General features: G+C 63.0%; 24 protein-coding genes and 1 tRNA gene. 7 read left to right on the top strand and 18 right to left on the bottom strand.

Annotated elements, in window-relative coordinates; all coding sequences use genetic code 11:
* Positions 1 to 2: 2 nt before the first annotated feature.
* Positions 3 to 1214: an FIST signal transduction protein gene (locus HAH_RS09525; protein ID WP_014040734.1), complete on the bottom strand. Its 1212-nt coding sequence runs from the start codon at positions 1212 to 1214 to the stop codon at positions 3 to 5.
* A 93-nt stretch (positions 1215 to 1307) separates the two neighbouring features.
* On the bottom strand, positions 1308 to 1499 hold the full coding sequence (locus tag HAH_RS09530; protein WP_004591771.1) for a DUF7550 family protein: 192 nt from the start codon (positions 1497 to 1499) through the stop codon (positions 1308 to 1310).
* Positions 1500 to 1616: 117 nt separating this feature from the next.
* On the opposite strand from HAH_RS09530, the gene hisF reads away from it, so the two are divergent.
* Positions 1617 to 2432 (top strand): imidazole glycerol phosphate synthase subunit HisF, encoded by an 816-nt coding sequence (gene hisF / locus HAH_RS09535; RefSeq protein WP_008313157.1) that lies wholly within the window; start codon positions 1617 to 1619, stop codon positions 2430 to 2432.
* 298 nt (positions 2433 to 2730) lie between these two features.
* Positions 2731 to 3579: a toprim domain-containing protein gene (locus tag HAH_RS09540; RefSeq protein WP_008313155.1), complete on the top strand. Its 849-nt coding sequence runs from the start codon at positions 2731 to 2733 to the stop codon at positions 3577 to 3579.
* Between the two features lie 2 nt (positions 3580 to 3581).
* On the opposite strand, the gene HAH_RS09545 is transcribed toward HAH_RS09540, so the two are convergent.
* The 3 genes from HAH_RS09545 to HAH_RS09555 form a co-directional block, all read right to left on the bottom strand.
* Positions 3582 to 3866, bottom strand: coding sequence for a DNA-directed RNA polymerase subunit L (locus tag HAH_RS09545; protein ID WP_008313154.1), 285 nt, complete (start codon positions 3864 to 3866; stop codon positions 3582 to 3584).
* A 95-nt stretch (positions 3867 to 3961) separates the two neighbouring features.
* Positions 3962 to 4264, bottom strand: coding sequence for a C2H2-type zinc finger protein (locus HAH_RS09550; RefSeq protein WP_008313152.1), 303 nt, complete (start codon positions 4262 to 4264; stop codon positions 3962 to 3964).
* The gene (locus tag HAH_RS09555) at positions 4261 to 5607 is read right to left on the bottom strand and encodes a hypothetical protein (RefSeq protein ID WP_014040735.1); all 1347 of its coding nucleotides are present in this window, start codon (positions 5605 to 5607) and stop codon (positions 4261 to 4263) included. Before HAH_RS09555 ends, HAH_RS09550 begins: the two co-directional genes overlap by 4 nt.
* 159 nt (positions 5608 to 5766) lie before the next feature.
* Here HAH_RS09555 and HAH_RS09560 point away from each other — a divergent pair, with 159 nt between their 5' ends.
* The 4 genes from HAH_RS09560 (at position 5767) to HAH_RS09575 (ending at position 8894) form a co-directional block, all read left to right on the top strand.
* A complete protein-coding gene (locus HAH_RS09560) occupies positions 5767 to 6630 on the top strand; it encodes a cytochrome c oxidase subunit 3 (RefSeq protein ID WP_014040736.1) in 864 nt (287 codons plus the stop codon).
* Between the two features lie 42 nt (positions 6631 to 6672).
* On the top strand, positions 6673 to 6915 hold the full coding sequence (locus HAH_RS09565; RefSeq protein ID WP_014040737.1) for a DUF7385 family protein: 243 nt from the start codon (positions 6673 to 6675) through the stop codon (positions 6913 to 6915).
* A gap of 54 nt (positions 6916 to 6969) precedes the next feature.
* The gene (locus HAH_RS09570; RefSeq protein WP_014040738.1) at positions 6970 to 7605 is read left to right on the top strand and encodes a PGF-CTERM sorting domain-containing protein; all 636 of its coding nucleotides are present in this window, start codon (positions 6970 to 6972) and stop codon (positions 7603 to 7605) included.
* Positions 7606 to 7853: 248 nt separating this feature from the next.
* Positions 7854 to 8894 carry an NAD(P)-dependent alcohol dehydrogenase gene (locus HAH_RS09575; RefSeq protein WP_014040739.1) on the top strand — a complete coding sequence of 347 codons (1041 nt, stop codon included), beginning with the start codon at positions 7854 to 7856 and terminating at the stop codon, positions 8892 to 8894.
* 51 nt (positions 8895 to 8945) lie between these two features.
* Here the strand turns inward: HAH_RS09575 and HAH_RS09580 are convergent, their stop codons facing one another.
* From HAH_RS09580 to HAH_RS09630, 11 genes are all read right to left on the bottom strand, one after another.
* Complete coding sequence (locus tag HAH_RS09580) at positions 8946 to 9251, bottom strand: DUF7562 family protein (protein ID WP_014040740.1); 306 nt, start codon at positions 9249 to 9251, stop codon at positions 8946 to 8948.
* Between the two features lie 274 nt (positions 9252 to 9525).
* Positions 9526 to 9599, bottom strand: a tRNA-Thr gene (locus HAH_RS09585).
* Between the two features lie 78 nt (positions 9600 to 9677).
* Positions 9678 to 10091, bottom strand: a complete 414-nt coding sequence (locus tag HAH_RS09590; RefSeq protein WP_014040741.1) for a universal stress protein — start codon at positions 10089 to 10091, stop codon at positions 9678 to 9680.
* A gap of 3 nt (positions 10092 to 10094) precedes the next feature.
* Positions 10095 to 10844 carry an ABC transporter ATP-binding protein gene (locus HAH_RS09595; RefSeq protein ID WP_014040742.1) on the bottom strand — a complete coding sequence of 250 codons (750 nt, stop codon included), beginning with the start codon at positions 10842 to 10844 and terminating at the stop codon, positions 10095 to 10097.
* Between the two features lie 2 nt (positions 10845 to 10846).
* Positions 10847 to 11632, bottom strand: coding sequence for an ABC transporter ATP-binding protein (locus HAH_RS09600; RefSeq protein WP_014040743.1), 786 nt, complete (start codon positions 11630 to 11632; stop codon positions 10847 to 10849).
* Positions 11625 to 12686 (bottom strand): branched-chain amino acid ABC transporter permease, encoded by a 1062-nt coding sequence (locus tag HAH_RS09605; RefSeq protein ID WP_014040744.1) that lies wholly within the window; start codon positions 12684 to 12686, stop codon positions 11625 to 11627. The genes HAH_RS09600 and HAH_RS09605 overlap by 8 nt, the downstream gene beginning before the upstream one ends.
* Complete coding sequence (locus HAH_RS09610) at positions 12683 to 13570, bottom strand: branched-chain amino acid ABC transporter permease (RefSeq protein ID WP_014040745.1); 888 nt, start codon at positions 13568 to 13570, stop codon at positions 12683 to 12685. Before HAH_RS09610 ends, HAH_RS09605 begins: the two co-directional genes overlap by 4 nt.
* Before the next feature lie 5 nt (positions 13571 to 13575).
* The gene (locus tag HAH_RS09615; RefSeq protein ID WP_014040746.1) at positions 13576 to 14895 is read right to left on the bottom strand and encodes an amino acid ABC transporter substrate-binding protein; all 1320 of its coding nucleotides are present in this window, start codon (positions 14893 to 14895) and stop codon (positions 13576 to 13578) included.
* Positions 14896 to 15039: 144 nt separating this feature from the next.
* The gene (locus tag HAH_RS09620) at positions 15040 to 16587 is read right to left on the bottom strand and encodes an SLC13 family permease (protein WP_014040747.1); all 1548 of its coding nucleotides are present in this window, start codon (positions 16585 to 16587) and stop codon (positions 15040 to 15042) included.
* A gap of 61 nt (positions 16588 to 16648) precedes the next feature.
* On the bottom strand, positions 16649 to 16900 hold the full coding sequence (locus HAH_RS09625) for a hypothetical protein (RefSeq protein WP_014040748.1): 252 nt from the start codon (positions 16898 to 16900) through the stop codon (positions 16649 to 16651).
* A gap of 46 nt (positions 16901 to 16946) precedes the next feature.
* Entirely contained in the window at positions 16947 to 17927 is a 981-nt protein-coding gene (locus HAH_RS09630; RefSeq protein ID WP_014040749.1) for a class I SAM-dependent methyltransferase, read from the bottom strand.
* A gap of 75 nt (positions 17928 to 18002) precedes the next feature.
* Between HAH_RS09630 and dph5 the strand changes: the two genes are divergently transcribed.
* On the top strand, positions 18003 to 18782 hold the full coding sequence (dph5, locus tag HAH_RS09635; RefSeq protein ID WP_014040750.1) for a diphthine synthase: 780 nt from the start codon (positions 18003 to 18005) through the stop codon (positions 18780 to 18782).
* A 22-nt stretch (positions 18783 to 18804) separates the two neighbouring features.
* Here dph5 and artA read toward each other — a convergent pair whose 3' ends face one another.
* Both artA and HAH_RS09645 read right to left on the bottom strand, forming a co-directional pair.
* Positions 18805 to 19806, bottom strand: a complete 1002-nt coding sequence (gene artA, locus HAH_RS09640; RefSeq protein ID WP_014040751.1) for an archaeosortase A — start codon at positions 19804 to 19806, stop codon at positions 18805 to 18807.
* Positions 19807 to 19953: 147 nt separating this feature from the next.
* The gene (locus HAH_RS09645; RefSeq protein ID WP_014040752.1) at positions 19954 to 22710 is read right to left on the bottom strand and encodes a DUF7827 domain-containing protein; all 2757 of its coding nucleotides are present in this window, start codon (positions 22708 to 22710) and stop codon (positions 19954 to 19956) included.
* Positions 22711 to 23257: the final 547 nt, after the last annotated feature.

Here is a 23257-nt window from a genome sequence, read left to right on the forward strand (position 1 = left end):
TGTTACTCCGGCAGTGCAAAGAGCACCGTTGTCGTGTTGTGAAAGCCACTGAGTTGTCCGGCCTGCATACACAGCTCTCCGTACGTCTCAAACCCAGCAACTGGGGCCGACAGGGTCGATGTGATACCATCGACAGTCGCCGAAAACGCGTCGTCGAAGAGAATCTGACGACACGCGCAGTCGTAGACGAACGCGCCAGCGATGGGACCGTCACACAGCGAGACAGCGTCGGCAGCAGCCTGTTCGGCGGACGCGATCTGGTCAGCTTTGTTGCCATGCATTACGCGGAGGACAGTTCCCTCCGGAATATCGACGGCAAACTGCAGTGCGCCAGTCTCTTCAATCGCAGTCCGGGGCCAGCGGATCTTGTAGGTTTCACCCTGGTCGATACCGAACAGGCATTCGACCATGAGCTTCCTGAGCGCCGTCGAACCGACTGGGACGTCGTCGACGGCTACCCCCGTTGTCTCCACAGCGTGGTCTCGAACAGCGTCTTTCCATACCGCAAACGCTGGTTCACCGTCGAGTTCGTGAACCACGTTCCCGGAGACCTCGGTTACCTCCCACGGTTCTGAGATGGGGCTGTGGCCGTGGTTGACGGTAATGATCGGACGCTTTTCGCCGGAGACGAGTACGATAACGACTGCGTCGTCGACAACCGACTCGTCGCAAAACACTGGTGTCGACTCCATCCGGAGACCGTCAGACGCTGCCCCACCTGCGAATTCGACATAGGGGCCAAGCCGTCGCTGGACTGACAGCGACAACTGTTCACCGACGCCCGACAGCCCGTCGTGGAGGACGATCGCTGACTGGTAGGGTTCCTCGATATCGTCGGGAAGCGCTCGGACAGCATCTCTGACAGCCCCACGGGTGTTCTCGCTGAGACCGGCGGCAAGGGCCGTATCGAACCGGAACGAATCACTGGTAACGAGCGTGACGGCCACGCCGGCGTCCATCGTTCGCTCCTCAGTGAACGTTCCGCCAGCCGTGCAGCCGACAACGGCTGTCTCGTCGTCGACGAGCGCATTCACGCCCGCCAGAACGGCTTCGGGGTCGAACCCGGAGCTGGCAAACACCTGACAGAAGTCCACCCGATCGGCGTCCAGTCGGTCCCGAGCAGCGCTGGTCGCCTCTCGGCCAGCGCGCGTCCCAGCGGTCGCCACTGACGTTCCCGTTGCGACCGCTGTACTCGCGCCTGACTGGGGCGACATTGTACAACAGTTATTCGCGCGGAAACCTATATACTCTCCCCAGAAGTATCAGAAATGATATCCCTGGCGGCCGACGTGGTCATACCGACCTGCTCAGGCCAGCGCCAGCGCGATACCGAACGTAAGCACCAGTCCGACCAGCAGGACGCCGAGCCCTGTCCCGACCTGCGACATGGTGAACGGGCTCTGTGGGGCCGTCGACCGAAGCGGCGGTTCTCGCGCGGGCAGTTCGACGTGTTCAGGGTCGTAATCCGGCCGGTCCTCTTCGTGGTGGTCGTCTGCCATGAGCGGTGATTCTGGTGCGTCGTACGTGTAGCTGTCGGATTGTCACTGCGTACTCGGCCAGACACTTGCACCAGTCGAAACGGTCAAACGGCGTTGCGTCGAACCCACAGGTATCGAATGACGCTCACGAAACGGATCATCCCCTGTATCGACGTCGACGTGGACGAGAACGGGGACGCGGCGGTGTACACGGGAGTCAACTTCGAGGACCTGGAGTACACTGGCGACCCGGTAGAGATGGCCAAGGCCTACAACGAGTCCGGCGCCGACGAGTTCGTCTTCCTGGACATCACCGCCTCCGCCGAGGGCCGCGAGACGATGCTCGATACAGTGTCGGCCGTGGCCGACGAGGTGTTCATCCCGCTGACCGTCGGCGGCGGCATCCGCACTCGTGACGACATCAAAGAGACGCTGCGGGCCGGTGCGGACAAGGTGTCGATCAACTCCGGCGCTATCGCCGAGCCCGACCTGATCAACGAGGGCGCGGCGGCCTTCGGGAGTCAGTGTATCGTCATCTCCGTCGACGCTCGCCGTCGCTTCGACGATGAGGGCGAGTACTACACCGAGGTCGACGGCGAGTCCTGCTGGTTCGAATGCACCGTCAAGGGGGGCCGCGAGGGAACCGGGCTGGACGTCGTCGAGTGGGCGACCGAAGCGGAGGAACGCGGGGCCGGCGAACTGTTCGTCAACTCCATCGACGCCGACGGGACGAAAGACGGCTACGACATCCCGCTGATGCAGGCCGTCTGTGATACCGTCTCGACGCCGGTCATCGCATCTTCGGGCTGTGGCGGCCCGGAAGACATGGAAGAGGTGTTCGTCGATGCCGGCGCGGACGCCGGTCTCGCTGCCTCCATCTTTCACTTCGGCGAGTACTCCATCGCCGAGACCAAGGAGTACCTCGACAGCAAGGGGATTCCGGTCCGACTGTAACCCCGTCTCAGACATAAGGTAGCAATATTAAATACCCATACCTGTCATTATATCGGTATGACGCAGTTCTCCTGTCGGTTCGGATGCCCCGGTTTCCTCCGCGTCTCGGCGTTCGATATCGGTCCTCGCTGCCAGCGGCCACGCTCACCCCGGTCCCTGGAAGCAGGCGTCAACGGGGTCGAACGGCCCCGATGAGTCAGCCCACGACTGAGCGACCGTGGGGAAACGTCTCCCCGGAACCGCAGCACTGTGGCCTGGCATCGGGCAGGTTTTATTCGCCCAACACGGAGAATCAACAATGAAATGGCGGTGCGAATGGTGTGGCAAACCCCACGAGGAGGACGACCCGCCGTGTGACAACTGCGGGCACGGCTCCTTCGAGGAAGCCGTGACGCAGGTCAACGAAGAGGTCGTCGAGGGCGGGCCCAGGTGGGTCTGTCTGGACTGCGGTCGCCAGCACCAGAAGAACTCCCCGCCGTGCAAACGCTGTGGCGGGAGTAACTTCGAGCGGCGGACGGGACCGCCGGAGGACGATCCGCTCGATGAGATACAGACCGGCTGGCTGGACGTGCTCGAAACGAAGTACGCGATCGGCTACGCCGCCGTGGCACTGCTGCTCGGCCTCATCGTGCTCGCTGCTGTGGGCGGTATCACGTTGCCGGGCTTTGCCGCCGAAACCCCCACCGGCCCACCGTCGATCGCGTCCCCTGCCGGAAGCGGCGACACCGTCGACTCGCTCTCGCTCGCCGAGGTCGAGGACACCTACGTCGACGTGTACAACGTCCGGCGGTCGGGCGTCGGCGGCGGAACAGTCTCGCGGAACGCGACCATCGACGACGCCGCGGCCTACTACAACAAGGGCCGCGTCGACGCGCGATACGACAACGCGGAGCGACCCACGCGAGAGGGAGTATCCCGGTTCCCGCTCCCCTGTGACCGCCCAGCAGTGGTCAGCTACGAGGTGGCCTACGACCGAACGCCGCAGTCACTCGACCGGTTCCGGAACGAGACGGCGCTGGCGACCGCGCTCGTCGACAGCTACCTCGAGCGGGGTAACAGGATTCAGACGTCAGACGCCGGACTGATCGGCCTCGATATCCACGTCGGTCCGGACGAACGCGTGTTCGTCACGTACGTGCTCTGCTAGAATTACGCGGCGGCTTCGAACGCGTCAGTGAAGTTGTCTGCCTTCTCGATGACGGCGTCAGTCCCGTCTTCGAGGGCTTCGAGCGCGTCGACGCCCTCCTCGGTTTTGATGGTCAGGACTGGGTCTGTCTGGCCACCGGATTGTTCCGGGTTCACGTCGTAGGTCGCCGCTGTGACGCCCGCTGTCTCCAGCAGCGCTCCCTTGATGACGTTCATGAACGTGTGGTCCTCACCGGCGATTTCGATAGAGAGTTCCGTGTCGGATTTGTCGATAACGCGAAGGTCCATACCCACTGTTTGGTCACCTGCGACCCATCAACGCTTCGCTTCCCGTCTGCCGGCCAACAGCGAGGCTCCAGACCGAGCGGACGATACGGCGTCGGTTAGACGAGCGCGTACACCATCAGGAAGCCGAAGTAGATGAGCACGAGCGCGCCCAGCGCCTGCAGTCGGAACGCCGAAAGCGACGCTTCCTCCTCGTCGTGGGCCGCCCGGAAGGCCTCGACCTCCTCGTCGTCGAGTTCGCTGGGGTGGGCCAGGCCGCGGTGGAGCGCGAGCCAGGACTCGCGGGCGAACGGCCGGCCGCAATACGAACAGGTGTAGGCTGTGGCGTCGGCCGGAACGTCGTATGTCTCGTCGATGGCGGTGCCTGTCGCTGCCGCTGATTGGGTTGCTGTGTCAGTCATAGATGGGGGAGTGCCACCTCCGGCTGGGAGACGACCCAGAGGCTCGTCATCGTGTAGAACACCATGACCGCGATGAAGGGGTACTGCGACCGAATCGCCTGCAGCCGTGCGGGAAACAGGTCGTACGCGGCGGCGTGGGCCACCCAGATAGCGACCAGATGACCGACGATGACCGACGCGAGCGCAATCGCGCCGAACCAATCCGGTAGTTCGATGGTCGGCACTACTGCCGGGTCCGCGAACGGCGACGTGAGCGCGACGGCCAGCGAAGGTGCGAGTACGAGGAAGTACCCGAGGTAGTGCGCGAAGTGGTAGCCGACGGCGATAGCGACGAGCGGCGGCGCGAACCGCTGTGCGAGCACTGCCGGAGCCAGATACGTGTCCGACATATCACGGGAGAGCCGGACCGCGAGTCGATACACGCCGAGGAAGCCGGCGAAGCCGATCCCGAGCGCGACCGGATACAGGAGGTGCGGCGGGACGCCGGCATCGACGAGTGGTGTCGTCAGGTCCCGCCAGGCCGGCGTCGTGACCAGCCCGTCGTAGGTCGTGACCCACAGCAGGGCGACCACGAACGCCACCTCGTCGGGGCCGTCGACCAGCCGCGGCGTCGAGAGGTCCATTCCGGGGAGCCGAAGTCGGAGTCCCCCCTCGTCGCGGCCGATGGGCGCAAAGCGACCGTAGTAGCGGAACACCCGCTCCACCGGGTCAGCGTGAGCGAACCAGTCCTCGGGTCCGAACACGAGCGCGCCCGCGAGCGTCAGCACCGAGTAGCCGGCGACGACCGACGCGAGCAGGCGCGGCTGGTCTGCGAGCGGGCTGACCACCTCAACCCACACCAGTACGAGCAGGCCACCGACGGCGGGCCACGACCCGACGCGGGCGGGGTAGGTACGGTCGAGCGACGGGAGGAGGTCGGCGAGAGTCTTGAACGGATTGAGCGTCGCCCAGCTGTTCCCCACGAGGTACGTCGTCATCGCCAGCCCGGCCCACCAGCCGACCCAGACGAGCAGTATCGCGAGGTTCGTCCGGGCGTTCGTCGGTCCGAGGAAGCCGACGACGAACACCGCGGCGAGTCCGGCGAGCCCGAGGAGTTGGCCGGCGAGCTTTAGGACACGCTCGTAGTCGCCCGACAGCGGCCGCCCCCAGTCGTGGATGCGCTCGACGAACGCCCGGTCGGTGACGAACGAGGCCAGCAGGAACGACGCGCCGACGGCCGCACCACCGGTACTCAGGAAGAGCCACGTCGGTATCGTCAGCGATTCGCGACCGCCGCCGGCGAGACTGCCGCCGTGTGCGCTCGCTGTTCCCGTCGCGGCCAGCCAGCCCAGCCCACACACCACCAGCGCGACCGTACGACGCCTCCCAGATGTCATCGTCGGCAGTTGGGCCTTCGCCCCCGTGTAGCTTCCGGGATGCCGGCGGGCCATTCAGAGACGGAACCGGACCAATCCGCAGTGAATTGGATGGGCTTTTAGTATTCCGTTCGCAAGGGCCCTAGTATGAGTGTCTCCGATGAACACGCGGACGACGGGCACGGGGAGCACCACCTCCCGGCGACGGAGGACTGGCCCCACGGGTTCGGCGAGGCCAGCTGGTGGCCCTTTGTGACGGCGATCGGTGGTTCGGGCATCTACGTCAGCGCGGCCCTGCTCGTGCTTTCGATGGGCGAGAACGCACTTGTCAGCCAGACGGTCGGGGCGGGAGCGATGGCCGGGAGTGTCGGCCTCTTCCTCGTCGGCATCTACGGCTGGCTGTACCACGCCTTCGTCTCGGACTTCTGGGAGCGCGGGACGGACTACCACTCGGACAAGACGCTGAAGTTCGCCATGCTCCTGTTCCTCGGGAGCGAAATCGCCACCTTCGGCGCTGGCTTCGTGTACTACTTCATCGTGCGTGGCGGCGAAGTCTGGGCGCAGGCGGCAGTGCCAGAGGTGTTCGGCTCGCTGGTGATCGTCAACACGCTGATTCTGATCGCCAGCTCGGTGACGCTTCACTACAGCCACATCGCGCTCCGGAACGGAAACCGAAGCCGGTTCCTGAAGCTGCTGGGCACGACGCTGCTGCTGGGCATCGTCTTCATCGGCGGGCAGGTGTACGAGTACTACGAGTTCATCGTGCACAAGGGCTTCAGCATCGGTGGCGGCATCTACGGCTCCGCCTTCTACGGTCTGACGGGACTCCACGGCCTCCACGTCACGATGGGGGCCGTGCTTCTGGGTATCGTCTTCGTCCGCGCGTACTACGGTCAGTACTCGGCTGAACGGCACACCTCCGTCTCGACAGCGTCGATGTACTGGCACTTCGTCGACATCGTCTGGATCTTCCTCGTCGTCGTGCTCTACATGGGCGCGAACTTGGTGTAGATCGCCGACGAGTTTTAGACGGCCGACACTCGTTTCACACGCATGGACCGGCTAGACGTCAGCGGGAGCTTCGACGTCCACGAGTACCGACACGGGCTCAAGCTGCTGAAAGACGACCGCGGGACGATGACGCTGTCAAACCGGAAGGGGTTCGCCTGTCCGGCCTGTGGCAACGAGTTCGAGACGCTCTTTGTCAGCGAAAAGCGGACGAACACTTTCGGAGACCCCGGGTCCCCCTTCTGTCTGGTTCGGACTGACGACCAGCTACTGGTCCTCACACATTGAGCCGAATCGGCCCCGGTAACAAGGCTTATCCCATCTGACCCGATTCGGTGAGGTATGAATCGGATTGTCCCTGCGATCGGTCTCGCTGCCCTCGTCGTCCTCTCCGGCTGTGTGACGGCGACGGTCGACTCGACAGTGGCCGGAGACGGCACAGTTTCGGAATACGACCTGACTCTCGACATGTCCCCGTCGGTGTACGACGGCCTCCAGAGCCAGGCCCAGCAAGAGGGCTATGACTCGGTTGAAGGATATCTCCTGGCCGACGTGAACACCAGTCGGATGGCGAATCACACGTACGAACAAGAGCTTGAGGGTGAGAACGTCACGCTCTCGATGACGTTCACGGACTGGAACCCCGGCCCGGAAAGCGACGTGTCGGTCAACGCTAGCGGGGGCAACGTCACGTACGAAGACCGGACGTTCGTCACTGCGAACGAGGATACCGACGTGGCCTTCGGCGATGGCGTCGCAGTCGAGTACCAGCTGACGATGCCCGCCGACGTCTCGTCCTCGAACGCTGATATCGTTCGGAACGAGACCGCTGTCTGGGAGTACGAGGCTGACGAATCGGTCGAGGAACCGATCCGCGCGACCAGCCCCGCACCGTCGTCGGCCTTCGGCCCCGGAATGGGGATTCCCGTCGCCGTCGTGGCGCTGCTCGGGGCCGCACTGCTGGCCAGTCGGGACTGAGACTGTCGGCTGTACCTCCCTGAAGATACTCGCTACCTCGGGGTAGCAATATTCTCCACGAGATGACAGCCGGTAGTCTGTGTAGCTGAGGGCGTCACCACACGCATCGTTCCTTGCACCCGGATTCGGAGTCTACAGACGCTGGCCGGGTGGCTGATACTCTTCTCAGACAGTGGAACGGGCGATACTACAATATATATGATATTTTATAATGGATGTTTAATGTCGTTTCGCCCGGATACAGAACGATGCGCGCAGCCAGACTCCACGAGTACACGCACGACATGTCGAACGGGCTTTCGATAGACGAGGTGGACGCACCACAGGTCGCGTCGGGGGACGACGTCATCGTCGAGGTCGAAGGGGCCGGCTGGTGCCAGACTGACAATCACATCATCGAGGGGATGTGGGACCAGTACGTCCCGCAGGACCTCCCGATGACGCTGGGCCACGAGAACGCCGGGACAGTCGTCGAGACCGGCGACGACGTCGATATCGTCTCGGAAGGCGACCAGGTCATCTGTCATCCGGTCCAGACCTGTGGCACCTGCCGACCGTGCCGGCAAGGTGAGACGATGTACTGCGAGAACGACGCGTTCAACGGCCTGACGACCGACGGCGGCTTCGCCGACCAGCTACTGACCAGCGACCGGTCGGTCATCCCGCTGCCCGGGGGCGTTGACCCGGCCGACATCGCCCCGCACGCCGACGCCGGTATCACGGCCTACCACGCGGCGAAGAAAGCCGTCGACGGACTCAATCCGGGCGACACTGCGGTCGTCATCGGTATCGGCGGGCTCGGACACATCGGTCTCCAGTGTCTCGACGCGATGTGTGCCGCCAACCTCGTCGCCGTCGACATCAAGCAGTCCGCCCGCGACCTCGCTGACGACCTCGGCGCACACTACACCATCGACCCCGAAAGCGAAGACGTCGCCAGCGAGGTCGAGGCCATCAGCGACGGCGTCGGCGCGGCGCAGGTGCTCGATTTCGTCGGGGCCGACGAGACGACAGCGCTCGCGCCCGATATCTGTGCCACCGGCGGCGACCACCACATCATCGGCTACGGCGGCCACATCCACGAACCCGCACAGGCGCTCGTCAACGGCGAGTTCGCCTATCAGGGCAACATCGTCGGCCAGTACACCGAGCTGCAGGAACTGGTCGCGCTCGTCGAGCGCGGCGCGGTCGACCTGCACACGACCCAGTACGACCTGGGCGAGGTAAACACCGTCGCACAGATGCTCGAAAACCGAGAGATCGACGGTCGGGCAGTCATCACGCCCTGAATGGCCTGTGTTGCGGTGTCGTATCGCCGGACAGGGCACCCTTCTTTCGGCTCACCGACCGTCGGCGCGAGTCTGTTCCGCGTCCTCGGCCAGGTCGTGATAGCACCTGAGAAACGCGTCCCGGCTCACGGTCCCGGCACCGGCCGCTTCGAGTCGGTCTTCCAGCCCGCTCCGGTCGACGTGCCAGCACTCCTTGTAGCAGGGCTTGCACAGGTACTCGAAGGACTTGCCGTCGCGGTTCCAGCGGTCCCCGTACTTGTCGTATTCCCGGGCATCCGACCGGGCGACCGTTTCACCGCAGGCGATGCAACAGACGTCTTCGTCGGTGGCGCGATGCCAGGCGTTTCTGAAATCCATCAGACCCACACTCCGTCTAACTGTCCGCAAGTGTGTCTGTCGTGCCGCTCTCGCCCGTACACCGCAGTACCCGCCGGTAATCCGTACTGTGTGCCCATCGTTTACAGCTAGAAGTACCGTCCAGCAGCCCGTCGCCATATCGCATCACTGATGAGGGTCGTTTTTATGCGGCTCACGGAGCACCGTCGGGATAGCGACGCAACACCTACGGCTGCCGACAAGTCGTCTTCGGTAGAGAACGCGGCTAACTCGCAGAACGGCATTCGAAAAGGGAAGCCGGTGGAGGGATTTGAACCCTCGGCCTAATCCTTACGAAGGATTCGCTCTGCCAGTCTGAGCTACACCGGCGCCGTGCTCGCGTACATCAGTTGTTGGACGCATAACCGCAATAAGGATTGCGAATCGGGACCACCGAGAGGGACGTTCTCACTCCGCTCGGGACCCGACGACGGTGACCGGGTCGTCCGCCTCGAGCAGGACCTGCTGGGAGACGCTCCCGAACACGGCCTTGCCGGTCGGCGACCGCTTCCTGGACCCCATTACGATCTGGTCGACGTCGAACTCCTCGGCCAGATCGATGATGCCGTCCGCAGGCGGCTGCTGACCCTCGGCCAGCTGGACATCGACGTCGTGGTCTTCGAGGTAGTCACGCACGAGGCGCACTGTCGAGATTCGCTCGACGTTGCGTATCTCCTCGGGCGCTTCCGCCTCTTCCTTGGTCAGTGCGTGCGTGATCACGGCCTCGACGTCGGTCTCAGCAGCCGGTAGCTCCGCGACGAAGGCGGCCTGGCCGCGGGCGCGGTCCTCATCGGCGTCGACGGGGACGAGTATTGTGTACATATTTTACCCTCCTAGATACAAGCGTCCGACTTCCTCGTCGTTAAGCAGTTCGGTCCCCGTGCCGGTGAACTTGATTTCCCCGCTCGCGAGCACGAAGCCGCGGTCGGCGATAGAGAGGCCCTTTTCAGCGTTCTGTTCGACGAGCAGGATGGTCGTTCCGAGGTCGTTGAGTTGCTCGATGCGCTCGAATACGTCGTCGATGAACCGCGGCTCGAGTCCGATAGACGGCTCGTCGAGCATCATCACGTCCGGTTCGACCATCAGCGCGCGGGCCAATTCCAGCAGGCGACGCTGGCCGCCCGAGAGAGTACCGGCTGACTGGCTCCGGAGGTCGGCGAGCACTGGGAACTCCTCGTACAGTTCCTCGGCGCGGGCAGCGGCGCGGTCGTCGTCGTTGAACACGTAGCCGCCCATCAGCATGTTCTCGTGGACACTCATCCCCGGAAAGACGCTGGCGTCCTGCAGGACGTAGCTCATCCCGTTGGCGAGGTTCTGCTGGGGCGACCGGCCGGTGATCTCCTGGCCGCGGAACGACACCGTCCCGGACTGGACATCCGCGAACCCGTAGATGCTCTTCATGAGGGTGGACTTCCCGGAGCCGTTCGGACCGATAAGGCAGGCGACCTGTTCGTCCTCGACGGCGATGCTCACGTCGTGCAACACGGTGGTGTTGCCGTAGCCGGCCGTGACGTTTTCCATCCGGAGCACCGGGTCCTCGGTCGGGTCGCTCGTTGCGTCTGGTGTTGATGCCATACTCACTCCCTCCCGAGGTACGCGTCGAGTACGCGCTGGTCGTTCTGAATCTCTTCGGGCGTCCCGTTGGCGATGCGCTCGCCGTGGGCCAGGACGTAGATGCGGTCGGCGATGTCCATGACGAAGTCCATGTTGTGTTCGATGAGGAAGATGGTCGACTCCTGCTCCTCGTTGGCGTTACGGATGTACTCGATGAGGTTCCCCAGCATCGAGGGGTTGATGCCGCCTGCCGGTTCGTCCATCAGCAGGATTTCGGGCTCCGACATCAGCTCCATGGCGAACTCCAGTAGCTTCTGTTGGCCGAAGCTCATCCGTCCGGCGCGGGTCTCCGATAGCCCCCCGAGGTCAACGTAGTCAAGCAGTTCGTCCGTCCGGGAGAGCAGCGAGCTATCCGGGCGGCGCAGGAGACTACCGACGTTCGCGCCGCCCTCCTGGGCCGCAAGCAGCAGGTTCTCGCGGACGGTCATGTCGCCGAAGATCCGGGTTTCCTGGAACATGCGCCCCAGGCCGGCCCGCGCGATCTTGTGCTCGGGCCAGTCCGTCACGTCCTCGCCCTGGAGGTAGACCCGGCCCTCGTCGGGCGTCAGCGTCCCGGTGATACAGTTGAACAGCGTGGACTTGCCGGCACCGTTCGGCCCGATGAGGCCGACGATTTCGCCACTGTGGATCTCGATGTCCACGTTGTCGACGGCGGTCAGGCCGCCGAAGCGCTTCGTGACGCCGTCGGTCCGCAACACCGCACGGTCGCTGTCCGTGACAGCTGTCGAACCGCTGTCCGCTTTACTCATCGGCGTTCACCTCCTGGTCGTCAGTGTCCGTGGCGGCCATGCCGCCGTGCTTGTAGTAGTCCATCTGGCTGGCGTATTCGCTGAGCGTTCCGACGACCCCCTTGGGGAAGCCAATGACCGTGACGATGACGGCTCCACCAAGCAGGACCAGCTGCCACCCGACGGCGTACGTCTCCACGAGTTCGATGATGGTGTGGAGGCCGAACGCACCGATGACGGGGCCAGCGACGGTGCCGGACCCGCCAAGCAGCGCCATCGCGATGAGTTCCACGTTCCACGCGCCGTTGTAGGCCGTCTGGGGGTCGATGAACGTGTTGAACAGGCTGTACGCCGCACCGGCAAAGCCCGTGAACAGGCCGGCCAGCATCCACGCGGCCGTCTTGTAGTACGTGGTGTTGAACCCCATCGCTGTGGCCTTCTCCTCGTCGTCCCGGATGGCGTTCAGGACGAAGCCAAAGCGCGTCCCGGAGAGGTAGTAGACGAGCGCCATCTCGACCACGAGGACGCCCAGGAACAGGTAGTAGAAGGTCTCGGCCGAGGGCGTCTCCAGCAGTATCTTCCCGCTGGCGCCACCGGTGATGTCGAGGATGCGAGAGACCTGCTGGGCGACCAGCAGGACGCCCAGCGTCGCGATGGCGAAGTAGTGGCCGCGGAGTCGGAGCACGACGATGCCGATGATGGCTGCGAAGGTGACGGCGAGCAAGCCGGCCAGCAGGAACGCGACCGGGAACGCGACAGCGAAGTCTTTCGTCAGGATAGCCGTCGCGTACGCCCCGATACCGAAGAAGGCCATGTTTCCGAAACTGGGATAGCCGGTCTGTCCGCCGACGATATCCCAGGACAGCGCCAGGATGGCGAACAGGAACATCTCGGACAGCACTGTCATGAAGTAGCCGCCCTCCAGTCCGAGCACGGGGAACGAAGCCGCAATCAGCGTCCCAAGACCGAGGAGCGCCCAGCCGTAGTCGTCACAGGTCCCGAGGAACCGATCGACCTGTTCCGGCGGGAGGATCGACCGCAGGACGCCGCTCGAATCCTCGTCGGTCGTGCTCATTGTTCAGCCCCCTGGCCGAACAGACCCCTCGGTTTGAGGATGAGCAAGACGATGAGCAGCGAGAAGCTCACAGCGAGCGTCCACTGAGAGGAAATAAAGCCTGCGACCAGTTCCTCGACCGACCCGAGCAACAGGCCCCCGATGAGTGCGCCGGGGATGCTCCCGACGCCGCCAAACACCACGATGATGAAGCTCTTGAGCGTGTAGATGAGCCCCATCTGTGGCTGGATGTTCAGGATGACAGCGATGAACGCGCCGATACCGCCGGCGATAGCCGATGAGACGCCGAAGGTCACCGCGCGGGTGTGTTCGACGTCGATGCCGACCAGCGCCGCGGCCTCGGGGTTCTGCGAGACGGCCCGTATCGCTCGTCCGGTCCGCGTTTTCTGGAGGAACACGTACATGAGCGCGGTGAGAACGAGCGCGCCCGCGAAGGCGACGAGTTTCATCTTGGGGACGACGATGCCAGCGAGGTTCACCGACGGGTCCGCGAAGCTGACCTGAATGGACCGCGGGTTCGCCGACCACGCCTGTATCGCCAGTTGCTGGATGGCGATGCTCGCGCCGAAGGTCACCAATAGCGTGAGGAAGATGTCGGTCCCGATGACCCGCGACACCAGCGTCCGCTGGAGCGCGTACCCGATGCCGAACAGCACGGCGATGGCGACCGGGATGGTCGCCAGGAACAGGAGCGGCGACCCCTCCGCGTTCCCGGTGACCAGGGTTAGCATCCAGTAGGAGGTGTATCCACCGAGCATCACCATCTCGCCGTGGGCGAGGTTGATGATGTCGACGACGCCCCAGATGAGCGCGAATCCGACCGCCACGCCTGCAAACAGTGCCCCGACCAGCAGGCCGTTGACGACGAATTGGGTGGCAGCCATCGCTCTCAGCGCTCGCTCCAGTCAGGCATCGGGTACACCGGATCGGACTGCGCCACGTTGTCCGGGTACACTATCTGGAGGTCGGACTCGGGCTGCCACTGGTAGACCAGCATGTTCTTGTCGATGACGCCGCTGTCGTCGAAGGCGACGGTGCCGTACACCGTCGAGAACTCGGCCTGTCGAATGTGGTCCCGGACCGCCGTCGGGTTGAGTTCGTCGACGTTCTGGAAGGCGTTCATGTACGTGAGGATGACGGCTTCACCGGCCGCACTGTGGTAGTCCGGCGTGTAGTCGTAGTTCTCCTCGATGGCCGAGACAAAGTCCCCGGTCTTGCCATACACCGGGTCGTCGAAATCGGCGTTGACTGCCCACGAGGACGGCCCGTACATATAGTCGCCGTTCGCGCCGGCCTCGTCTTTGAACGATTCGTTGAGGCTTCCGACGGTCCCCATCGCTGCGTCGACGTTGACGTCCTGGCTCTCCATCTGGTTGGCCAGGATGATGTTGTGCTTCTGGTGGGCACACAGCAGGAGGATGTCGGCCTCGCTGTCCCGAACCTTTCCGAGGTTGGTCGAGAGGTCCGACGTGTCCGAGGGGAACGTCTGGTCGACAACCAGTTCCAAATCCGTGTTGCTGATTTTGTTACGTGCGCCCTCCGCGGTCGACTGGCTGAACGTGCCGTCTTCCGCGAGGATCGCGATGGACTCCGGCGTCGAGTCCTGTGCGAGGCACATGTCGATGTAGCTCTTGGCGTACTTGTTCGCCGTCGGCAGGAGGCCGAAGATCCACTCGTTGCCCTGTGCGAATATCTCCGGGCTCGCACCGCCACCCTCGACCATCGGCTTCTGGTTCTGTGCGGCCACGGCGCTGGCGGGCAGGGTCACCGTACTGGAGTACGGTCCGAGCAGGTAGTCGATGCCCTCGCGGTCGATGAGTTCCTGGTAGATAGACTTCGACTGGGAGGCGTCTGTCCCGTCGTCACGGAGAATCATCTCCAGTTCGTAGGTGTTGCCGTCCCCGGCCTCAACCCCGCCGGACTCATTAATGCGCTGGATGGTCAGCTCGTAGGCGTCTTTATACAGCTGGCCGAGGTCGGCGTTGTCCCCAGTGAGACTCATCGAACCGCCGAGCTTGATGACGTTCATCCCGCCATCGCTATCCCCGGTGGACCCGCCGTCACTACCGTCACCGCCACCACCGCCATCGCCCCCGTCACTACTACCGTCGCCACCGTCACCGGAACAGCCAGCGAGGCCGGTCAGTCCGAGGACACCTGTACTTCCTGCCACCTTCAGAAACGCGCGTCGGTCTTGTTTTCCAGTCATAGGTCGGTTTACGCCCGTGTATCAATGATACACGGCCTGTACGTTCCGTTGTGACATACCCTATTAAATGTTAAGGATAGTGTGGCGAGGTAGGACGTATACGTAGAAGTACGTCCTCAAGAACAATCGACACCGCAGACCGGCCTACCAGAGTACGCGGGGCCAGAGGACCGCGAAGGAAACGAGGACGAGTGCCGTCAACACGAGCGTCATCAGGACGTTCAGTACGACGCCGGCCCGAATCATGTCCCGTTGCTCCAGGTGGCCGCTACCGAAGACGATAGCGTTCGGCGGGGTGGCGACGGGGAGCGCGAACGCGAAACTCGCCGCGACAGCCCCGGTAACGGTCAGCGTGACGGCTGCCTGTACCGGTTCGACGCCGAGTGTTCCAGCGAGCACACTTCCGAGGCCGATGAGGACCGGGGCGAGTATCGTCGTCGTCGCCGTGTTCGAGGACAGTTCCGTCACCAGCACGGTGAAGACGACGACGGCGAGCACGACGAGGACCAGCGGCGCGCCGACCAGCGTGTCGAAGACAGTGCATGCGAGCCACGTCGTCGCCTCGGTTTCGGCCAGCGCGTCCGCCAGCGAGATGCCGCCGCCGAACAGGATGATGGTACCCCAATCGATGTCGACCAGGTTCTCCCAGTCGTCAGCCCCCGAGAGGACGAGTGCCGGGATAGCGAGCAGTCCGACCACCACGAGGTACAGGACGCCGCGGTGGCCCGTCAGACCGAACACTGTCTCGCCCGTGCCGCCGAACAGCGTCACGAACACCGGTCCAGGGAGGAGTCCCTCGAACAGGAACCCGAGCCCGCCGAGAATCCACAGGCCCGCCGTAGCCGCAAAAATATACGCCGCGCGCCGGCCGCTTTCGGACAGTGGCCCCTCCTCTTCGAGGTACGTGTTCGCCTGCGCTTTTGCCCCACTCACGTCCTCGACCTCCGGGGGGTACAGCCAGAACGTCAGGACGTACCACGTCAGCGGGAGGGTCAACACGACGATGGGGAGCCCGACGGCCAGCCACTGTACGAACGATATCTCGACGCCGATGAGCCTGTCGAGAAACGCCACGGCGACGACGTTTGGCGGCGTACCGATGAGGGTGCCAACCCCGCCGACGCTCGCCGCGTAGGCCGTGCCGAGCAAGGTCGCGATTCGCATGTTCGACGCCTCGCCGTCGGGGACATCTCGGCCGACGACCTCAGCAAGCACACCCAGTGCGACGGGCGTCATCATCGCCGTCGTCGCCGTGTTCGACACCCACATCGAGAGAAACGCCGTCGCGACCATGATTGCCAGGATGAGCAGCCGCGGCGACCGCCCCATCCAGCCAATGAGGTGCAGGGCGATCCGGCGGTCGATGTTGTGGGTCTGGAGTGCCTTCGCGAGCATGAACCCCGCCACGAACAGGTAGATGAGCGGGTCGGCAAAGCCCGATAGCGCGGCCTCCATCTCGGTGTAGATACCGAACACTGTCAGCAACACCGGTATCAGCAGCGCCGTTACCGGGAGCGGCAGGGCGTCCGTGACCCAGAGAATCGCCGCAAACGCCATGGTCGCCAGCGCGTACTGGGCGGCGATGTCGAGTCCGGGTGGCGTCGGGGCTGCGGCTATCGCGGCCGTCGAGGCGAGCGCGACGAGGATCGCCCCTGCCGTTCGCCGCGGTCGCGTTCGGCCCGACCAGGTCATGGCCGACCCCGCTGGCCAGCCGCCGCGTCTCGGCGTCCGTGGAATATCCGTTCAGTCATGGTTAGAAGTTCGAAACCAGTACGCGCACCTGTTCGTTGGTCAGTTCCGAACGGTACAGTTCGAACAACACTTCGAGTCGTTGCTCCGAGAGACTCCGGTTGTTGTTCTCCAGCATCGAGATGTGAGCCTGCATGATGTCGTCGATTTCCACTTCGACCTCCCGCTGGCCGAACCCCGCCGCAACGCGGAGGAGACGCCACGCTGTCGGCGAGATGTCGTGGATGTCGATGTTGTCATCCTCGCTCACCTCCATCTGCTACTATTCCCCACCATCAGACGAATGAACATAACTGTTCGTTTCAGCGCGTCAGTCGAACGTCGAGCACGACGTTGTGTTCCTTCGGGGCATACGACCGGACGGTGTGGCGCGTTTCGACCGTCACGTCGTAGGCCGGCTCCGCAGCCGCCCGAATCGCTCGCTCGCCGGGCCCGAACAGGTCGTCCTCGTGCTGGATATCGTAGTAGTGAAAGACACAGTCGTCAGCCGCCAGGCGGACGGCGGTCTCCAGAAACTCGTCGGCGCTATGGGGCAGATTCATCACGACGCGGTCGGCCCAGTCCTCGTACTCTCCGGCGACCTCTCGTACGTCGCCACAGATGCCCGTCACGCGGTCGGCGACGCCGTTGCGCTGTGCGTTCGCCCGGAGGTACTCGATTGCCGTCTCGTTGATGTCTGTTCCGACGCAGGTCGCGCCGCGTTTGGCGAACGGAATCGCGAACGGGCCGACGCCCGCGAACATGTCGAAGGCCTGCTCGCCCTCGCTGACCTGTTCGGTGACACGATGGCGCTCTGTCGCCAGCCGTGGCGAGAAGTACACCTCGGCGAGGTCGAGGTCGAACGTGCAGCCGTACTCTCGGTGGGTGACTTCCGTCCCCTCACCAGCGAGTACGTCCCAGTCCCGGACCCGCTGTTCGCCTTTGATCTTCGACGCGCGGTTCAACACCGCTCGCACGGGCAGGTCTGAATCCATAATCGCGTCGGCAATCGCCCGCGCCCGGTCGGCGTCGTCCTCGTCGACAATCGCGACGTCGCCGATGCGCTCGTAGCTCGGGTCGAAGTCGAGTCCGTCGGCCGGCATCGTCTGGCCTTCGCGGACCGGCGGGTCTGCCTCCACGACGACGAAGTCCGACGGCACTGCTTCGGGGTCGGTGACGGGAACGTATAGCTGCCCGTCGACGACCGTGATGTCGTAGCCGTCGTCGACGAGGTTTGCCTCGGCGAGGCGCTGGCGCGTCTCTTCGCCGGCCTCGCGGGAAACGCGAACGCAGGGAACGCCCATACTCACACTCTCCGACCGCGGGCGGTAAGCCTGACGCTTCGCGCCCTTTATGCCCGACGGCGACCCACTCCGGATATGCTCACATTCGTCGGGCTGGGCCTCTACGACGAGCGCTCGGTCACGGTCGCCGGCCGCGACGCCATCCGAGACGCCGACCGGGTGTTCGCGGAGTTCTACACGAGTCGGCTGGTTGGTACCGACCTCGAAACGCTAGAGGACGTACTGGAGACGAGTATCGAAGTCAGGGATCGCGCCGGCATCGAGCAGGACCCCGAACCGATTCTCGAAGCCGCCGAGAGCGAAGATGTCGTCTTCTGTACTGCCGGGGATACGATGGTCTCGACGACACACACCGACCTCCGGCTCCGCGCTGCTGACCGCGGTATCGAAACCCGAATCGTCCACGGAACGACAGCCCAGACGGCCGCCGGCTCACTGACTGGCTTACAGAACTACCGCTTCGGGAAGGCGACGACCCTCCCGTTCGAGGACGCTCACGGCGGTGACGGCGTCCCGGATAGCGTCGTCGCCACCATCGAGGACAACCGGGAGCGGGACCTGCACACGCTAGTCTATCTCGACATCAAGGTCGACGACCCCCACTGGGACGAGAGTGACGACACGTACATGACTGCCAGCAAGGCCGCCGCCATGCTATCCGAGCCGTTCCCCGACACGCTCGGCGTCGTCGTGGCCAGAGCCGGTAGCCCGGACCCGCTGGTGGCCGCCGATACGCTCGACGCTCTCGCCGCACAGTCATTCGGCGAGCCGCTACATCTGCTCGTCATTCCCGGTTCGCTCCACCCGCTCGAAGCTGACGCACTGGAATCGATTGCTGGAGCAGAATTAGAATAACGGCCGTTCCTCCCGACGCAGTTCAGTCGTCACCAGGCGTTGCAGGACCCGACTCCGACTGGTTCTTTTCGAACGCCGTTCCGAGGTCGTACTCCGTGCCAGTCACCAGGAAGAGGAGGTCCTCGACGATGACCGTGAGTTCCGGTAGCTCCCGCATCAGCACCCACGTCAGCCCGACGAGAACGATGACGGAGCCGAACTGCGCCAGAATCCGGTCGACGATGTAGTAGGACACCAGCTGTGCGTCGCTGAGGCCGAACAGCGCCATGACCGTTCCCGGGAAGAACTGCGCCTTCTGCAGGCCAAAAGCCAGCGCGATTCCGAGGTTCCGAATCAGATTCAGTACGTAGATGATGCTGACAGCCGCGACCAGCACGCGGAGCTTCCGCCGCCACGGCGCCTTGACCGCCAGTATTCCGCCGGCGAAGATAGATATACTCCCGATACCCGTACAGGCCAGAATGATGGTGTACGTTATCGGCCGCTCGTTCCCGCCGAACCAGAACGTGTTTTCGTAGGGGTACTGCTTCGAGGCGATATCGATGCCGTTGTGCGAGAGCCCGTCGACTACCACCGGGTCGTAGCCCAGTACGGTCATGAGGAAGGAGACCTGCCCGGTGACGATCTCGATGATGGTCTGGCGGAGCGGCCCGATGGTGAGAAACGGTACGTAGATGACGCCCATGAGGCCGATTGCCCGGGTCAACACCAGCAGCGACTCGCGGCCGTTCCAGAGCAGATAGCCGGTGTACAGCGACAGGGGGACGGCGATGACGCTCCCCAATCCCTCGACGACGCTCTTCTGTATCAGAATGAAATGCGGGGCCAGGACGAGCCAGTATGCTGCGAACAAAGCCCAGCCGACTGTTCCGACGGGACGGGCCAGTCGCTCGTCGTACTGGGCGACAGCCACGCTTCCCAGAAACGCCGCGAGAACGAGCCACATCAGCGGCTCCGAGACTGTGACCGGGTCGAACGACAGTCCAGCGATGTCGACGCCTGCTTGCAGGACTGTCTCACTCATTGCTCGTACGTTAGCCAAACCGGCGTATATGTTTTGTCGTTGCGCTACTGTGCGGTGTCGTCGTCAGATTGACCTATCGGCAGTGCCGCCGCTACCCACGTAGCGTGCGAAAGAAAGAACGGTGTTCAGAGACCGGAGCTGTTCCGGTTAGTTGTCGCGTCGGACGGCGAGGAGCGCAGCGGCGACGAGCGCGATGAGCGCGATGGCTGCCGTGAAGCCGGGACCTTCCGCGGCGGTGGTCTCGGACTCATCGGTTGCCGGCTCATCGGTTGCCGGTGCGTCAGTTTCCTCTTCGGTTTCCGTGTCCGGTGCTTCGGTTTCGGTTTCCGTGTCCGGTGCTTCAGTCTGCTCTTCCTCGACGATGGTCACGTTCGCACTGTCCGTCACGGCAGAGCCGTTCTGGGTGTACGGATCGTCATCGCCGGGGAAGTCGTACGCTTCGTTGCCGTTGGTGTCCTGGTGCGGCATCGCGACCGCAGTGAAGTCCTCGTCCATCGGCTCGTCGAGCGTAACCGTGATGTCCTCGTGGCTGCCTGCCCCGAGGTACTCGGAGTTCCCGACGACGTCGCCGGATGCGTTACCGGCGTGGATTGCGATGAAGCCACCCTCGGACAGCTGTGCGCTGTCGACGACGACTTCGCTACCGTCGGATTCCTGCTCGCTGATGCTCACAGTAGCCGTGTCGGCTTCGACGATACGGCCATCTTCCTCGTCGCTGAAGTCAGAGTCACCGTCGACGTCCAGCGTCTGGACGGTGAAGTTCGTTCCAGCGGAGTAGTCCTGGAAGTCAGCCGTGGCGGTGTACGTACCGTCAGTGGCGACGTCGACTTCCGGACGGATGACGAACGGATTCGCGTCACTCTCGGACTCCATCTCGACTTCGAGCTCGGAGCCAGGTGCGACGTTCGTCTCACCGGTCACTTCCTGACCAGCGGCGGCCGAGACCGTAACGACGCCGCTGTCGTCAAGGTCCAGTGTGGCGTCGCGCTCGGACGTGGTGTAGATCGCGCTGTCGCTGTTCCGGTCGTCGGTCAGCGGACCTTCTCGGACGGAGAAGGTAGCGTTGAGGCGCGTGTCTTCTTCTTTGACAATCGTCTTGCCGTTTTCGAACACAACATCGCTCGTGTCAACAGCGACGAAGTAGGTGTTGTTGTCCGGGTCGTCGACAACAGTTACCGCGTCACTGCTGTTCGAGAAGTCAATCGGGTTCGCGTCAGCGTTTGCACCGACGTCGGTCCGGTTGACGTAGAGTCGAAGACCGGACGTCGTCGCGTCACTGTCGTTGATGCGGTATGGCGTGGTATCGGTCGCTGCGATGAACGCCTCAGTAACATCAGAGGCACTTCCGTCTTCCTGCTCGTATTCGAGCGCACCCTCGATACCGGATGCCTGAATTTCGTGGACGACAACGTCCTCAGCTGCGACGTCGTCGGACTGCGTGAGGTTCTCACCGATGCGGTCGTAGATGTCGACATCATCGTCGTCGATATCTGCGTCGCTCGGTGCAGCCCACGTCTGGATATTTTCAACGGAGTTCTCGTTGAGTCGGAGCGTTCCAACCGTGTCGGGGCTGGTGACATCCGGGGAGGTCCCGGCGGTCACGTTCATCGAGTAGGAGCCTGCTTCGAGCGTGTCTCCACTCAGGCTACCTCGGGTGTAGTCGCCACCCTCCTTGATGTTGTCAATGTCGTCGTCACCAGGCACGCTGAGAACCGTACTATCGCTGTAGTTTCCAGCGGTGTAGCTGTTGAACTGAACGGTAACTTCGCCGTCACCGTTGTCGTCCTCAAGCTGGCCCTGGATGTAGTAGTTGTCGTCGTTCTCGTCGCCGATGTTGATGACGGCGTCCTCGGTGTTGTCAACCTGCACCGTGATGTTGACAACGTCGCCAATGTTGTCCTGAACGGTCGAGCTTTCGAAGCTTGCCTCACCGTCGTCGGACTCGGAGACGTTGATCTGGTCGGATTCGGCGGAGACGCCGGTCTGGTTGTCCGTCACTTTGACGTAGTACGGACTGTCGTCGGCGCTCTGGTTACCGAAGTCGAACACGACGTTCTCGTTACCTTTCAGGCTCTCGACCTGCGTGGCAACCTTGTCGTCGTCCTCGTTGAACAGCGTTGCGTTGGCCGGCTCGCCACCACGCGTGGTCGAGACGTTGACCGCAAGCGTGTCCTTGTCGTCGATGTTGGCACCGTCGCCGACATCGTCGTCAATGTTCACATTGAGATCGAGATTGCTGATGGTGATGTTTTCGTCCGCGTCACCAGCGACGGAGACCTCGTATTCTTCACCAGTGTCGAGGTTTTCCGTTTCGTAGGTGTAGACTTTGCTGTTGGCTGTGTAAGTGTCCTGCGTGACGACAGCGCCGTTCGAGTCCTCGACCACAATCTTCGTGCTCGAGGTAGCATCGTCATTGTCTGTGTCGCCGTCGGCTCGGATAGCCAGGACTTCACCGCGGAAGGCGTTAGTGTCGCCCGAGTCATCGTCGGCGTCGATCGTCTGGGACGTCACGTCGATGTCCTCAGCGACGACCGTGTTGTCACCGCCGGTGAGACCTGAAACCTTGACGGTCAGGTTCCGGTTCGGCTGAACGTCCTGATCCAGACTGAACTGGAGGCGTCCAGTTGTCCCGTCGTCAGTCGTGTCGACTGACGAGACACCGTAGTTGCTCGGGTTCTTGTTGCCATCGACGTAGATGTCGATGTCTCCCGTATTGACTGTGCTACCGGTTGAACCATTGAGTGCCAATTCGACTGTCCCGCTATCGTATTCTGCTGCCTGCTGGACGCTGACGTTCGCGGCGGCGGCTGCGCCACCGGAGAACGCGATGGTCCCGGCGAATACCGAGAAGACCATCAGCGCCGTGAGGAACAGGCTGCGGATTTTTTCGTTTGTATCTGTCATAGTTTGTGTTGCTATCGGGCGACCCCAGCAGTTTTCCACCTGGTCGGAACGCGGTCACCGCGACCGCGCATAGACCGAACCGGCGTACTCACTTCTGGCGTCATGGGTAGGGGTATCGGTACATTACCCGAAGTGCGGTAAATGCTTTATGGATAAAGGTTACATCCAAATTACACATTGCTGTCAGGTAATAATTATTTTGAAATGGTATGTACTCTTATTCTGGATATTTATTTGACTCTTTCCTGGGACCAGATCTGAGAAACACGCCTCCCGATTCGACCGGCGGTTGTTCCATCACTCGACTACGGACGGGTCCCAAACCGTTACCGAAACCACCCTCGCAGTGGCGGACATCGAGGAGGTGTCCGGCAGGCGCTGGGTTACTGCCGCGTTGGGCCAGCGTTCGACTGTGATCCAGTCACGACTGCCGATGGGCAGTTAGCCGTTCAGAAGCGGACGGAATCGTGTCTGAGTAAACAACGAGTCCCGAGTCGGTCTGCAGTCTGTTTGCACTCTTCACGTACGCGCACGAAAGAAAGAACGG

This window comes from Haloarcula hispanica ATCC 33960 (assembly GCF_000223905.1).
In the GTDB taxonomy this organism is placed as follows: domain Archaea; phylum Halobacteriota; class Halobacteria; order Halobacteriales; family Haloarculaceae; genus Haloarcula; species Haloarcula hispanica.

What these genes read in the sequence shown, in the direction of transcription:
- HAH_RS09630 (WP_014040749.1), bottom strand. Translation starts at nt 17,927, where the DNA reads ATGGGCGTTCCCTGCGTTCGCGTTTCCCGCGAGGCCGGCGAAGAGACG.
- HAH_RS09595 (WP_014040742.1), bottom strand. Translation starts at nt 10,844, where the DNA reads ATGGCATCAACACCAGACGCAACGAGCGACCCGACCGAGGACCCGGTG.
- HAH_RS09565 (WP_014040737.1), top strand. Translation starts at nt 6,673, where the DNA reads ATGGACCGGCTAGACGTCAGCGGGAGCTTCGACGTCCACGAGTACCGA.
- HAH_RS09600 (WP_014040743.1), bottom strand. Translation starts at nt 11,632, where the DNA reads ATGAGTAAAGCGGACAGCGGTTCGACAGCTGTCACGGACAGCGACCGT.
- HAH_RS09525 (WP_014040734.1), bottom strand. Translation starts at nt 1,214, where the DNA reads ATGTCGCCCCAGTCAGGCGCGAGTACAGCGGTCGCAACGGGAACGTCA.
- HAH_RS09570 (WP_014040738.1), top strand. Translation starts at nt 6,970, where the DNA reads ATGAATCGGATTGTCCCTGCGATCGGTCTCGCTGCCCTCGTCGTCCTC.
- HAH_RS09590 (WP_014040741.1), bottom strand. Translation starts at nt 10,091, where the DNA reads ATGTACACAATACTCGTCCCCGTCGACGCCGATGAGGACCGCGCCCGC.
- HAH_RS09530 (WP_004591771.1), bottom strand. Translation starts at nt 1,499, where the DNA reads ATGGCAGACGACCACCACGAAGAGGACCGGCCGGATTACGACCCTGAA.
- HAH_RS09615 (WP_014040746.1), bottom strand. Translation starts at nt 14,895, where the DNA reads ATGACTGGAAAACAAGACCGACGCGCGTTTCTGAAGGTGGCAGGAAGT.
- HAH_RS09545 (WP_008313154.1), bottom strand. Translation starts at nt 3,866, where the DNA reads ATGGACCTTCGCGTTATCGACAAATCCGACACGGAACTCTCTATCGAA.
- artA (WP_014040751.1), bottom strand. Translation starts at nt 19,806, where the DNA reads ATGAGTGAGACAGTCCTGCAAGCAGGCGTCGACATCGCTGGACTGTCG.
- HAH_RS09605 (WP_014040744.1), bottom strand. Translation starts at nt 12,686, where the DNA reads ATGAGCACGACCGACGAGGATTCGAGCGGCGTCCTGCGGTCGATCCTC.
- HAH_RS09550 (WP_008313152.1), bottom strand. Translation starts at nt 4,264, where the DNA reads ATGACTGACACAGCAACCCAATCAGCGGCAGCGACAGGCACCGCCATC.
- HAH_RS09560 (WP_014040736.1), top strand. Translation starts at nt 5,767, where the DNA reads ATGAGTGTCTCCGATGAACACGCGGACGACGGGCACGGGGAGCACCAC.
- dph5 (WP_014040750.1), top strand. Translation starts at nt 18,003, where the DNA reads ATGCTCACATTCGTCGGGCTGGGCCTCTACGACGAGCGCTCGGTCACG.
- HAH_RS09575 (WP_014040739.1), top strand. Translation starts at nt 7,854, where the DNA reads ATGCGCGCAGCCAGACTCCACGAGTACACGCACGACATGTCGAACGGG.
- HAH_RS09580 (WP_014040740.1), bottom strand. Translation starts at nt 9,251, where the DNA reads ATGGATTTCAGAAACGCCTGGCATCGCGCCACCGACGAAGACGTCTGT.
- hisF (WP_008313157.1), top strand. Translation starts at nt 1,617, where the DNA reads ATGACGCTCACGAAACGGATCATCCCCTGTATCGACGTCGACGTGGAC.
- HAH_RS09620 (WP_014040747.1), bottom strand. Translation starts at nt 16,587, where the DNA reads ATGACCTGGTCGGGCCGAACGCGACCGCGGCGAACGGCAGGGGCGATC.
- HAH_RS09540 (WP_008313155.1), top strand. Translation starts at nt 2,731, where the DNA reads ATGAAATGGCGGTGCGAATGGTGTGGCAAACCCCACGAGGAGGACGAC.
- HAH_RS09625 (WP_014040748.1), bottom strand. Translation starts at nt 16,900, where the DNA reads ATGGAGGTGAGCGAGGATGACAACATCGACATCCACGACATCTCGCCG.
- HAH_RS09645 (WP_014040752.1), bottom strand. Translation starts at nt 22,710, where the DNA reads ATGACAGATACAAACGAAAAAATCCGCAGCCTGTTCCTCACGGCGCTG.
- HAH_RS09610 (WP_014040745.1), bottom strand. Translation starts at nt 13,570, where the DNA reads ATGGCTGCCACCCAATTCGTCGTCAACGGCCTGCTGGTCGGGGCACTG.